12 protein-coding genes are annotated in these 11,881 nt (G+C 71.3%); 4 read left to right on the top strand and 8 right to left on the bottom strand.

Annotated features, from left to right (window positions below):
• Positions 1-11: 11 nt before the first annotated feature.
• From MFF06_RS01300 to MFF06_RS01285, 4 genes are all read left to right on the top strand, one after another.
• Positions 12-722, top strand: a complete 711-nt coding sequence (locus tag MFF06_RS01300) for a response regulator transcription factor (protein WP_238201179.1) — start codon at positions 12-14, stop codon at positions 720-722.
• Between the two features lie 20 nt (positions 723-742).
• The gene (locus MFF06_RS01295; RefSeq protein ID WP_370876552.1) at positions 743-2,560 is read left to right on the top strand and encodes a sensor histidine kinase; all 1,818 of its coding nucleotides are present in this window, start codon (positions 743-745) and stop codon (positions 2,558-2,560) included.
• Positions 2,560-3,000, top strand: a complete 441-nt coding sequence (locus MFF06_RS01290; protein WP_238201178.1) for an HPr kinase/phosphorylase — start codon at positions 2,560-2,562, stop codon at positions 2,998-3,000. The genes MFF06_RS01295 and MFF06_RS01290 overlap by 1 nt, the downstream gene beginning before the upstream one ends.
• A 189-nt stretch (positions 3,001-3,189) precedes the next feature.
• Positions 3,190-3,591 carry a PTS sugar transporter subunit IIA gene (locus tag MFF06_RS01285; RefSeq protein WP_238201291.1) on the top strand — a complete coding sequence of 134 codons (402 nt, stop codon included), beginning with the start codon at positions 3,190-3,192 and terminating at the stop codon, positions 3,589-3,591.
• Positions 3,592-3,783: 192 nt separating this feature from the next.
• On the opposite strand, the gene MFF06_RS01280 is transcribed toward MFF06_RS01285, so the two are convergent.
• From MFF06_RS01280 to MFF06_RS01245, 8 genes are all read right to left on the bottom strand, one after another.
• Positions 3,784-4,581 carry an EamA family transporter gene (locus MFF06_RS01280; protein ID WP_238201290.1) on the bottom strand — a complete coding sequence of 266 codons (798 nt, stop codon included), beginning with the start codon at positions 4,579-4,581 and terminating at the stop codon, positions 3,784-3,786.
• 62 nt (positions 4,582-4,643) lie between these two features.
• On the bottom strand, positions 4,644-5,957 hold the full coding sequence (hslU, locus tag MFF06_RS01275; RefSeq protein ID WP_238201177.1) for an ATP-dependent protease ATPase subunit HslU: 1,314 nt from the start codon (positions 5,955-5,957) through the stop codon (positions 4,644-4,646).
• A 202-nt stretch (positions 5,958-6,159) separates the two neighbouring features.
• A complete protein-coding gene (locus tag MFF06_RS01270; RefSeq protein WP_238201176.1) occupies positions 6,160-6,990 on the bottom strand; it encodes a DUF1223 domain-containing protein in 831 nt (276 codons plus the stop codon).
• A gap of 10 nt (positions 6,991-7,000) precedes the next feature.
• Complete coding sequence (locus MFF06_RS01265) at positions 7,001-7,996, bottom strand: lipid A biosynthesis lauroyl acyltransferase (protein WP_238201175.1); 996 nt, start codon at positions 7,994-7,996, stop codon at positions 7,001-7,003.
• Between the two features lie 124 nt (positions 7,997-8,120).
• The gene (locus MFF06_RS01260; RefSeq protein WP_238201174.1) at positions 8,121-9,143 is read right to left on the bottom strand and encodes a zinc-binding dehydrogenase; all 1,023 of its coding nucleotides are present in this window, start codon (positions 9,141-9,143) and stop codon (positions 8,121-8,123) included.
• Between the two features lie 210 nt (positions 9,144-9,353).
• Positions 9,354-9,629: an SH3 domain-containing protein gene (locus MFF06_RS01255; RefSeq protein ID WP_238201173.1), complete on the bottom strand. Its 276-nt coding sequence runs from the start codon at positions 9,627-9,629 to the stop codon at positions 9,354-9,356.
• 18 nt (positions 9,630-9,647) lie between these two features.
• Positions 9,648-10,409, bottom strand: coding sequence for an SDR family NAD(P)-dependent oxidoreductase (locus MFF06_RS01250; protein ID WP_238201172.1), 762 nt, complete (start codon positions 10,407-10,409; stop codon positions 9,648-9,650).
• On the bottom strand, positions 10,409-11,692 hold the full coding sequence (locus MFF06_RS01245) for a beta-ketoacyl-ACP synthase (RefSeq protein WP_238201171.1): 1,284 nt from the start codon (positions 11,690-11,692) through the stop codon (positions 10,409-10,411). Before MFF06_RS01245 ends, MFF06_RS01250 begins: the two co-directional genes overlap by 1 nt.
• Positions 11,693-11,881 lie beyond the last annotated feature (189 nt).

The following is an 11,881-nucleotide window of genomic DNA, read 5'->3' as shown; positions in this document are numbered from 1 at the left end:
GGGACCCGCGCATGCCGACCATTGCCCTCGTCGATGACGACAGGAACATCCTGACCTCCGTCTCGATCGCGCTGGAGACCGAAGGCTACCGGATCCAGACCTACACCGACGGGGCCTCGGCCCTCGACGGCCTGCGCCATTCCCCGCCCGACCTCGCGATCTTCGACATCAAGATGCCGCGCATGGACGGGATGGAGTTGCTGCGGCGGCTGCGCCAGAAATCCGACCTGCCGGTCATCTTCCTCACCTCCAAGGACGAGGAGATCGACGAGTTGTTCGGCCTCAAGATGGGCGCGGACGACTTCATCCATAAGCCGTTCTCGCAGCGTCTGCTGGTGGAGCGGGTGAAGGCGGTGCTGCGCCGCTTCGCCAAGGAGGCGCCGGGGGCGCCCCCCCGGGGCGAGGCCGAGGCGGCGGCCCGGTCGCTCGAACGCGGCGCCCTGATGATGGACCCGGAGCGGCACACCTGCACCTGGAAGGGCGAGCCGGTGACCCTCACCGTGACCGAGTTCCTGATCCTCCAGGCGCTGGCCCACCGGCCCGGCGTGGTGAAGAGCCGCAACGCCCTGATGGACGCGGCCTACGACGATCAGGTCTACGTCGATGACCGCACCATCGACAGCCACATCAAGCGCCTGCGCAAGAAGTTCAAGGCGACCGACCAGAGCTTCGACATGATCGAGACGCTCTACGGCGTCGGCTACCGGTTCAAGGAGGCGTGATCCCAGGAAGGACGGATCCGCTGCCCGTGTCGCATCCCAACGCCTCCACCGACGAGGCCGCCCCCAAGGGGTCCCTCGGCCACGTCCTGTCGTCTCCGCTGCGCCTGCCCCGCACCCTGTGGGATGCGGTCGGCCAGCGCGCCTCGTCCAGCCTGACCCGGCGCATCGTCGTCCTCAACCTCGTGGGGTTGATCGCGCTGCTCGTCGGGTTCCTCTACCTGAACCAGTTCCGGCAGGGGCTGATCCAGGCCCGCGTCCAGAGCCTCGCCATCCAGGGCGAGATCATCGCGAGCGCCATCGCCGCCTCGGCCTCCGTCGATCCCGATACGATCCGCATCGACCCGGACAAGCTCCTGCAGCAGCAGGCGGGCGACGCCGAGGAGGAGGCCCGCTCGCTGGCCTTCTCCCTCAACCCCGAGCGGGTCGCCCCGCTGCTCGCCCGTCTCGTGACGCCGACCGGCAACCGCGCGCGCATCTACGACGAAGAAGGCGGGCTGCTCTTCGACACCCGGACCTCGTTCAAGCGCGGCGACGCCGCCCGGCCGGATCCCGCGACCGGCCTCGCCACGGGCCGCCCCCACAAGGCGGGCCTCCTCGAATCGGCCTTCGACGCCGTCCATGCCAAGCTCACCGGCCTGTTCGGGCGCTCCGCCCCCCAGGAGGAGGCGGGCCCGACCAACGGTCACTCCCTGCGCGAGGTCCAGGCGGCGCTGAACGGGGCGCGGGGCAGCCTCGTGCGCCGCAACGCCCTGGGCGAGACCACGGTTTCGGTCGCGGTGCCGATCCACAAGGCCGGCGCCGTGCGCGGCGCGCTGCTGATCTCGACCCAGGGTGATTCCATCGACCGCGTCATCGCCTCCGAGCGGTTCGGCCTGTTCCAGGTCTTCCTCATCGCCGCCGTGGTGATGGTGGTGCTGTCCTTCCTGCTGGCGGGCGCCATCGCCGGTCCTGTCCGGCGCCTCGCGGAGGCCGCCGAGAAGGTCCGCATGGGCATCAAGGCCCGCGAGGAGATCCCCGATTTCACGGAGCGCACCGACGAGATCGGCCACCTCTCCGGCGCCCTGCGGGACATGACCCAAGCGCTCTACCGGCGGATCGACGCCATCGAGAACTTCGCCGCCGACGTGAGCCACGAGTTGAAGAACCCGCTCACCTCGCTGCGCAGCGCCGTCGAGACCCTGCCGCTCGCCCGGACCGAGGAGTCGCGCGGCCGTCTCATGGCGATCATCCAGCACGACGTGAAGCGCCTCGACCGCCTGATCAGCGACATCGCCGACGCCTCCCGCCTCGATGCGGAGCTGGCCCGCGCCGAGGCGCGCCGGGTCGATCTCAAGAAGCTCCTGACCACCGTGGTCTCGGTGGCCAACGAGCGGCGCCGGGCGAAGGATTGCCTGATCCAGCTCGACCTCGATCCCAACGACCCCGAGGGCGCCTACGCGATCATCGGTCACGACAGCCGCCTCGGGCAGGTGGTGAACAACCTCCTCGATAACGCCCGGTCCTTCTCGCCCTCGGACGCCAAGGTGCGGATCGCGCTGCGGCGGGTGCGGGGCGAGATCGAACTGGTTTGCGAGGACGAGGGGCCGGGCATCCCCGAGCACGCGCTGGAGCGGATCTTCGAGCGCTTCTACACCGACCGGCCGGAGCAGGGCTTCGGCCAGAATTCCGGCCTCGGCCTGTCCATCTCGCGCCAGATCGTCCAGGCCCACCGCGGCACGATCCGTGCCGAGAACCGGCCCGGCGCCCCCGACGAAGAGGGGCAGCCGACGATTCGCGGCGCCCGCTTCATCGTCCGTCTGCCGGCGGCCACCCGCCAGCTTTCGCAGCACGCCGCCTGATGGAGACCCTCCACGCCGCCTGCGTCGTCATGAACGGGGCGGGCATCCTGATTCGCGGTGATTCGGGGGCCGGCAAGTCGACCCTGGCGCTCCTCCTGGCGGACAGCTTCGAGGGGGCGCTCGTCGCCGACGACCGCGTGCGAGTCGAAGCGCGGGACGGGCGCCTCGCGGCGCGCGCCCACGCGGCCGAGGCGTGCCGGGTCGAGATTCGCGGCCAGGGCATCCGCACGGCGGCCGAACTCGGCCTCGCCACCCGGGAGGAGGCGATCCTCGCCCTCGTCATCGACCTCGTCGGCACCGCCCCGCGCCTGCCGGAGCCCCCCGCCGACGCGCGCATCCTCGGGATCGCCCTGCCACGCCTCGTCCTCGACCGGGACGTGCGCCAAGCGGGCCTCGCCCCGCTCCTGGTGCGGGCCGCCCTGCGCAAGGGCTGGGTCTGAACCCTGCCGGGCGTGACTTCGCAGCCGCACACGACGGGCGAAATGCGCAACGGCCCCTTGCCCCATGGCGCTCGCCCCCTCGCCGTGGCATGATTTGAGAAATGTCCGGGCAAAGAGTCGCGTTCGTCTTGTGAGAAACTGTGCAATGCACAACATGGCGGATGACACAGGACGTCGGAACACGTGTCGATGATTGGCATGGTGCTCGTCACCCACGGACTGCTCGCGACCGAGTTCAAGGCCGCGCTGGAGCATGTGGTCGGCCCTCAGGATCAGATCGAAACGATCACGATCGGGCCGGAGGACGATATGGAATTGCGGCGGCGGGACATCATGTCCGCGGTCTGCCGCGTGAACTCCGGTGACGGGGTGGTGGTGTTGACCGACATGTTCGGCGGCACGCCCTCCAACCTCGCCCTGTCGTGCATGAACGGCGGCTCGGTGGAGGTGGTGGCCGGCATCAACCTGCCGATGCTGATCAAGCTTGCCAGCGTCCGCGACGAGGAGAGCCTCGGCGACGCGGTGCTCCACGCCCAGGAGGCGGGCCGCAAGTACATCAACGTGGCGTCCCGGGTGCTGGCGGGGAAGTAGGCCCGGCGCCTGTCTCGCCAGTGCGAACGCGAGCCGACGCCATCCGAGGATGTGCCGCGTCTTCGTTATCGAGCCGAGTGATCGGCGGTCGTCCCGTCGTGGCCGTCAAGGTCCCGGTGGACACGAAGCCCTCTTGTCATTGCTTCGCCGGGCTCGCAATGAGGCTGCGCGTGTTGCAGACCGGCCAGCCCCTCACCGTCGCCGCGCACTCGCGGTAATGCCCGCCGAAGCCGCGATCACCAGAGCGATGGCGAGCCATTGCGTCGGGGTGATTCGCTCATCCAGCAGGACCAGCCCGGCACAGGCGGCCAGCGCCGGCTCGAGGCTGAGAAGGATGCCGAAGGTCTTCCGGTCGAGGCGCCGCAGGGCGACCATCTCCAGCGAGTAGGGCAGGGCGCTCGACAGCACGGCCACGGCGAGGCCCGCCAGCAGCACCGGCGGCGCCAGGAGACCCGCGCCGCCCTCGGCGATCCCGAAGGGCGCGATCACGATGGCCGCCGTGAGCATCCCGATGGACACGGCCTGCCCTCCGTCGAGGCGCCCGGCCCGCTGCCCGAACAGAATGTAGAGGGCCCAGGCCAGGGCCGCACCGAGGGCGAGGAGGACCCCGAGGGGATCGAGCCCGTCCGTCGCGGTGAAGGGCAGGAGCAGCGTGAGCCCCGTGACGGCGACGCCGATCCACAGGAAATCGCTCAGGCGGCGGGAGGCGACGATCGCCACCGCCAGCGGCCCGGTGAACTCGATCGCCACGGCCGGCCCCAGGGGCAGCCGGACGATGGCGAGGTAGAACAGCAGGTTCATGAGGCCGAGCGCCGAGCCGTAGAGCCAGATCCAGCCCGCCTCGCGCAACGGCAGGGTCCGCCGCCACGGGCGCCAGAAGCCGAGGAGGATCAGCGCCGAGAAGCCGACGCGCAGGAACGAGGTCCCGGCCGGCCCGACCGTGGGAAACAGCGTCTTGGCGAAGGTGGCCCCGCCCTGGAGCGAGACCATGCCGGCAACGAGCGCCGCCACCGGGAGGAGGACCGAGGGGTCTCCCTCCCGTGGGGTCGCCCTCACAGGATGAAGCGGCTCAGGTCCGCGTTGGCGGCGAGGTTCTGAACCCGGTCCCGGACGTAGGCGGCGTCGATCGTCACGGTCTCGCCGGAGCGGTCGGTGGCGGTGAAGGAGATCTCGTCGAGGACCCGCTCCAGCACCGTCTGCAGGCGGCGAGCGCCGATGTTCTCCACGGAGCCGTTCACCTCCACCGCGACGCGGGCCAGGGCGTCGATGGAATCCTCGGTGAAGTCGAGGGTCACGCCCTCCGTCGCCATGAGGGCGAGGGTCTGCTTGATCAGACTGGCCTCGGTGGCGGTCAGGATCTGCTTGAAGTCGTCCACGGTGAGCGGCTGCAACTCCACGCGGATCGGCAGGCGGCCCTGCAACTCCGGCAGGAGGTCGGCGGGCTTCGAGACGTGGAAGGCACCGCTCGCGATGAACAGCACGTGGTCGGTCTTCACCGGCCCGTGCTTCGTCGCCACCGTCGTCCCCTCGATCAGCGGCAGGAGGTCCCGCTGCACGCCCTCGCGGGAGACGTCGCCCCCCTGGCGGCCCTCGCGGGCGCAGATCTTGTCGATCTCGTCGAGGAAGACGATGCCGTTGTCCTCGACCTCGCGGATCGCCTCCCGGGTCAGGGCCTCGTCGTCCACGAGCTTGTCGGATTCCTCCGCCAGCAGCGGGGCGTGGGCATCCCGCACCGTGATGCGGCGGGGCTTGCCCCGCTGGCCGCCGAGCGCCTTGCCCAGCATATCGCCGATGTTGATGGCGCCCATGGAGGCGCCCGGCACGCCGGGAATCTCGAACATCGGCAGCCCGGCCGGGGTGCCGCCGCTGAGTTCGAGCTCGACCTCCTTGTCGTCCAGTTCGTTGTTGCGCAGCTTGCGCCGGAAACTGTCGCGGGTGGCCGCGCTGGCGGTCGGGCCCACCAGCGCGTCGAGGATGCGGTTCTCGGCCGCCGCCTCCGCCTTAGCCCGCACCGCCTCGCGCTTCGCCTGCCGCGTCAGGCCGATCGACACCTCCACGAGGTCGCGCACGATCTGCTCCACGTCGCGGCCGACATAGCCGACCTCGGTGAACTTCGTGGCCTCGACCTTCAGGAAGGGCGCGTTGGCGAGCCGGGCGAGGCGGCGGGCGATCTCGGTCTTGCCGCAGCCCGTCGGCCCGATCATCAGGATGTTCTTGGGCGCCACCTCTTCCCGCAGGGGGCCGGTGAGCTGCTGGCGCCGCCACCGGTTGCGCAGGGCAATGGCCACCGCGCGTTTGGCGTCGTGCTGCCCGACAATGAAACGATCGAGTTCGGACACGATCTCGCGGGGAGAGAACGTCGTCACGCGTGGCTCTTTCCTGATCCCCGGACCCTCGTGCCGGACAAGAGCGGGAATGGGGTCCCCGCGCCCGCCGCGCAAGGGGCTCCGCCCGCAGGACGCCCGCAAGAGGGACCTCCTCCGGAGCGTTTTCCGAGATTTCCGGATCGCCACCGCTGCGCTCGCGATGACGGGAGAGCGCCGTGATCCGAGGCTGACCGAGGCTGCCTTAGAGGCCCGGTCCCTTGGCGGCGCCGAGGATGCGGCCGATCCGGCCTTCCCGGGCGTATTGGACCAGGACGGCATAGCCGTCGGCCCCATCGAGCACGCCGCCCGTGGCGGGGATCTCGAAATGGACCGGTTGGCCGGCCCAGGATCCGAGGCGCTGGAGGCTGCGGACGATGTTCACGTCGTTCGCGACGCGCCCGCCATTCTCCCCGGTCTCCACCTTGGTGACCCGCGATCTGACGAGGGGCACGAGCCACACCTCGGCCTTGTCCTCGCCCTTGCCGGCCGGCTTCGGCTTCGCGGTCGCGGTCGCGGTCGCGGTGTCGGGGGCACGGCCCGAGACGTCGATGACGATCAGGGGGCCTTGCGTCTGCGCCGACACCGTCACCGGCAGGGGGGGCGCTTGGCCCGCGTCCTTCAACGCCTTGTCGAGGGCGGGGCGATTCGAGCCGACGATCACCGCCTGGCCGCCGTTTACCACCGCCTGCGGCGTCACCACCTGCCGGGCGCCCCGGGCGTGGGCGTAGGCGCGCTGCCGCTCGTTGAAGCCGCGCAGGGCCAGCGTGTCTTTCCAACCGAGATAGTCCCAGTAGGTGACGGGCAGGGTCAGGGCGAGCACGCCCGGCTGGGCGGCCAGCTCGCGCATGATCGGGTCGGCGGCGCGGCAGGCGGCGCAACCCTGGCTCGTGTACATCTCCACCACGGCGGCCACCGGCTCCGCCGCCGCCGGCCGGGCCAGGCCCGAAAGGCCGAGGAGAAGGGCGAGCCGGCCCGCGATGCGCAGGGGCGTCCCGAGGGAGTCCGGCCGTCGGCGAACGCGCGTGTGCTCCATCACCGGATGATCACAGCGCGGCCCGCTCCTTCTGTGAAGTCACGTTGCCTTGAGGTCCGCCCTGGCGCTCCGCGGCTTTCGGCAGCATGTCCGGCCGCCAGCGGCGGTGCATCCACAGCCATTGGCCGGGATTCTCCCGCACCCATCCCTCGATCACGTCCGTCATCGCCTGCATGGCGCCGGGCACGTCGATGGATCCGTCCGCCGCCCGCGGCAGGGTCAGCGGGGGGGTGAGTTCGAGGCGGAACCGCTCGCCCGGCAGGCGCACCACCCGCGCCCCGTGGACCGGGCATTCGTGGTGACGGGCGAGCTTGCCGAGCAACGGGTTCACGAGGCACGGCCGCCCGAAGAAGGTCACCACCACGCCCCGGGTGAAGTGCTGGTCGATGAGCTGGCCGAGGTGGCCGCCGCGCTCCACCACGCCTTGCATGGCGAAGGCCGAGCCGGGGCCGGAGGCGGCGAGCCCGCCCATGGTGCTGCGGCGGACCTCCCGCACCAGCCGTTCGGCGGCGGGGTTGTTCGGCGGGCGGAAGACGGCGGTCGCCTCCAGACCGAACTTCGCCGCGCAGATCGCGGGCAGCTCCCAGTTGGCGAGGTGGGCGGAGAAGATCAGGCCGGGCTGCCCGTCGTCCCGCAGGCTGAAGAAGTGGTCGATGCCCGCCACCTCGCTGCGCAGCGGCCCCGTCGCGTCGGGTTCGTAGTCGAACAGCGTGTCGAGATGGGCGTACTCCGCACCCGTCCGGCCGAGATTGTCCCAGGCCGCCAGGGCGATGGCCCTCACTTCCGCCTCGTCCATGCCGGGGAAGGCGGCGGCGATGTTGGCGAGCGCCGTGCGGTGGGCCGGCAGCCAGGGGCCGATCCGGCGCAGGAGCCCGCCGCCGAAATCCGCCGCCCGCTGCGGGCCGAGGAGCCGCGCCAGGGCGAAGACGAAGCGGATCAGCGGGATGCTGGCGTAGCCGGCAAGCTTCGGGAAGGACCGCTTCAGGATGAGGGCGAGACGCAGCACGGGGTCGGGTTCCGGGACCGCCCGGAGCCGGGCCGTGGTCGAACGGATGCCTTAGACCACGTTTTGCGGTGCAGCGCGAATGGGGGATGGCTGACACGCGCAATGACGGGTCGGTGCGAGCCCGTCACAGCGAAACGAGGATCTTCCCGAAGACCTTGCGCGATTCGAGCCGCTCCAGCCCCGCCGTGAAGTCGGTCATCGGATAGACCGTGTCCACCACCGGGAGGATGCCCTGCGCCATCTTGTCGAGCGACTGCGCGATGTTGGCGAGCGAGCAGCCGAAGGATCCGGTGATGCGGTATTGCTGCTGGAAGAGCTGCATCAGGTTCATCGTGGTGGTGGGGCCGGAAGTCGAGCCGCAGGTCACGAGGCGCCCGCCCCGCTTCAGGCACAGGAGCGAGCCGTTCCACGTGTCGGCGCCGACATGCTCGAACACCACGTCCACGCCCTTGCGCTTGGTCAGGCGCCGGACCTCTCCCTCGAACCGCTCGGTGCGGTAGTTGACGACGTGGTCGGCCCCGAGCTCGGCGGCCTTGGCGCCCTTCTCGTCGTCGCCGACCGTCGTGTAGACCGTGCAGCCGATGGCCTTGGCCATGCGGATCGCCGCCGTGCCGATCCCCGAGCCGCCGGCATGGACGAGGACGCTCTCGCCCGGCTCCAGCTTCGCGTTGTCGAACAGCATGTGCTGCACGGTACCGAAGGCGATGCCCGCGCAGGCGGCATCGGTGTCGGAGACGCCGTCCGGCACCGGCACCACGAGGCGGGCGGGCAGGGTGACGAGTTCGCGGGCGAAGCCGTCGATGTGGAAGCCCATCACGCCGCCCACCTCCTCGCAGAGGTTGTCGCGGCCCTCGCGGCAGGCCCGGCAATGGCCGCAGGTGAGGGCGCCGTAGGGCACCACGCGGGTGCCGACGGAGAGCCTCGTCACGCCCTCGCCCACCGATTCGACCTCGCCCGCCGCCTCGGCGCCGACGATGAGGGGCATCTTCCGCTTGGCGAAGGCCATGCCGCGGAAACCCCAGACGTCGATGAAGTTGAGGCCGACAGCCCGGATGCGCAGCCGGACCTCGCCGGGACCGGGGGCCGGCGGCGGCTCGACCTCGGTCAGGCGCAGGTCACGGTCGCCGAAGAGTTGCAGGGCTCGCATGGGGACTTTCACGAAGGCGGCGCGGGCCGCTTGGTTGGGGTCGGTTCAAACCCGTCCGTCATTGCGAGCGGAGCGAAGCAATCCAGGGCGGCATACGCTGGACGGCCGTTGCGCTGCTGGATCGCTTCGCTCCGCTCGCAACGAGGACGGAGGCTACCTTGGCGTGTCGGGTCGAGCGGTATCACAACGCGGCGTGGGCGCCACCCCGGCTCAATCCGGCGTGAGGTACCGCCGCCGCGCCCAGCCCACCGTCCGGCCCAGGCGGGCGCGGCACCATGTGGTGCGGCTCGGCGTGTCGTTGGTGCAGCCGAAGATCAGCACCCGGCCCCGGATCTCGCCGACGATCTCGGCATTGGCGTCGGGCTCGGCGCGCAGGCTCAGGGGCTCGCCGGGGGGCAGCCCGGTGACGCGGTAGGTCTCCGGTTCCGCAAGGGCCGCCCCGGCGGGCAGGGCGGCGAGCAGCAGGGCGGCGGCGAGGGGTCGCATCGGCAATATCGCAAGACGTCAGGTGCGGTGGATGCCCATCATGGCGGTGAGGCCGCCATCGACGGGGAGCACCGTCCCGGTGATGTAGCCCGCGCCTTCGCCCATGAGGAAGGTGGCGAGTGCCGCGACGTCCTCCGGCTGCGCGAAGCGGCCGGCCGGGATCTGCTTCTCCATCCCCGCCCGGTGGGCGGCGTAGGGGGCGAGCATGGCGGTGTCGATGAAGCCGGGGGCGATGACGTTGACCGTCACGCCGCGCTTGGCGGTCTCGATGGCGAGCGTCCGGCAATAGGCGATCAGCGCGCCCTTGGTGGCGGCGTAGGCGGCGTTGCCGGCGTTCGCCCGGAGCGCCGCCACCGAGCCGATTGCGACGATCCGCCCGGTGCGCGCCCGCGTCATCCCCCGCACCAGGGACCGGGCGAGACGGGTCAGGGAGAAGAAGTTCACCTGCATCGCCGCCTCGGCCTTGTCCTGATCGAACAGGGCGGCGAGCCCGTCGCTCGACTGGCCGGCATTGTGGACGAGCCCGTGATAGCCGACCTCCTCCGCCGTGTCGCAGAAGGCGTCCAGCGCCTGCCGGTCGGCGAGGTCGAGGGCGTAGCTGCGGATGCCGAGGCCGGGATGGGCCTCGTTCAGCTCCGAGGCCAGGGCCGCCGCCGCGTCCCCGGACGAGCGATAGGTGAAATCGACCGCGTAGCCCGCCTGCGCCAAGCTCCGGACCAGGGCGGCGCCGAGGCCGCTCGCGCCGCCCGTGACGAGGACGCGCTTTTCGCCGGTCGCCATCAGGCCGGCTCCGCAGCGAGCACGAGGCAGGTGTTCTGGCCGCCGAAGCCGAAGGAGTTCGAGAGCACGGTCCGCACCGGCACGTCCCGGGCCTCGCCCACGATGTCGAGGCCGATGGCCGGATCGGGGGTGCGGTAGTTGATCGTCGGCGGGATCCGGCCGTGGCGGATCGAGAGCAGGGAGGTCACCGCCTCGATCGCCCCGGCGGCGGTGAGCGTGTGGCCGATCATCGACTTGTTGGAGGTCACCGGCAGGGCGGCGGCGCGCTCGCCGAACACGGCGGAGAGGCCGAGCGCCTCCATCCGGTCGTTCTCCGGCGTCGAGGTGCCGTGGGCGTTCACCGTGTCGATGGCCTCCGGCGCCAGGCCCGCATCGTCAAGGCTCGCGCGGATCGCGGCGATGATCGGCGCGCCGTCCGGGCTGGAGCGGGTGCGGTGGAAGCCGTCGCCTTGCTCGCCGCAGCCGAGCACGTAGCCGAGGATCGCCGCGCCGCGCGCCACGGCGGAGGCGGCGTCCTCCAGCACGAGGGCGGCGGCGCCCTCGCCCATCACGAAGCCGTCGCGGTCCTTCGAGAAGGGGCGGGAGGCCTCCTCCGGTACCTCGTTGCGGGTGGAGAGGGCGGAGAGGAGGGAGAAGCGGATGAGCGATTCGGGGTTCACCGAGCCGTCCGTGCCGATGCACAGGGCGGCGGACGCCTCGCCCCGGCGGATCGCCTCGACGCCGAGCTGGATGGCGGTGGCGCCCGAGGAGCAGGCGGTGGAGAGCGAGATCGGCGAGCCCCGCGTGCCGAAGCGCTCGGCGATCCGGTCGGCCACGGTGCCGAACAGGAAGAGGTCGTGCCACGCGTCGAACCGGCCGGTCCCGACGGCGCGCAGCAGCCCGGCATAGTCCACGGGCACCTCGGCGCCCGCCGCCTCGGCCAGCGCCCGCCGCTGCGGCCATTCCATCTCGACCGGGGGCACGGCGATGAAGAGCGGGCCGGGGAAGTCCCCCTTCCGGCCGAGACCGGCCTGGGCCAGCGCCTCCTCGGCCGCCACGGCGGCGAACCGCTCGGACAGGAGCGGGGCGACGAGCGGATCGGTGTCGAGGAAATCGACGGTGCCGGCGATGCGGGTGCGCAGCCCCTCCGTCGAGAAGCGGGCGATCTCGCGGATGCCGGAGCGGCCTTGCGTGAGGGCCGCCCAGGTGTCGGCCTGGCCCTGGCCGAGGGAGGAGACGAGGCCGAGCCCGGTGACCGCAATCAGCGGTCGGCCCCGGGCGTCGCGGTGGGCGCGTGCGGTCATGGGACGGCTCTGTACGGGATTTTTCGGCTCCGCACAGCCGGGTTGGTGAAAGGGGGGCCTCGTGGGGCGTTAGCCCGTCCTTCCTCGCCGTCGTCGCGAGCACCGCGACGCAATCCGGGGCCGCGCCGAGCCCCGTCGGCGGCCCTCCGCCCCTGGATTGCTGCGCCTTGCCCGCGAGGACGGGGAAGG

The organism is Methylobacterium aerolatum (assembly GCF_022179085.1).
Classification (GTDB): Bacteria; Pseudomonadota; Alphaproteobacteria; order Rhizobiales; family Beijerinckiaceae; genus Methylobacterium; species Methylobacterium aerolatum.
This window is presented reverse-complemented; position numbering and strand designations above follow the sequence as displayed.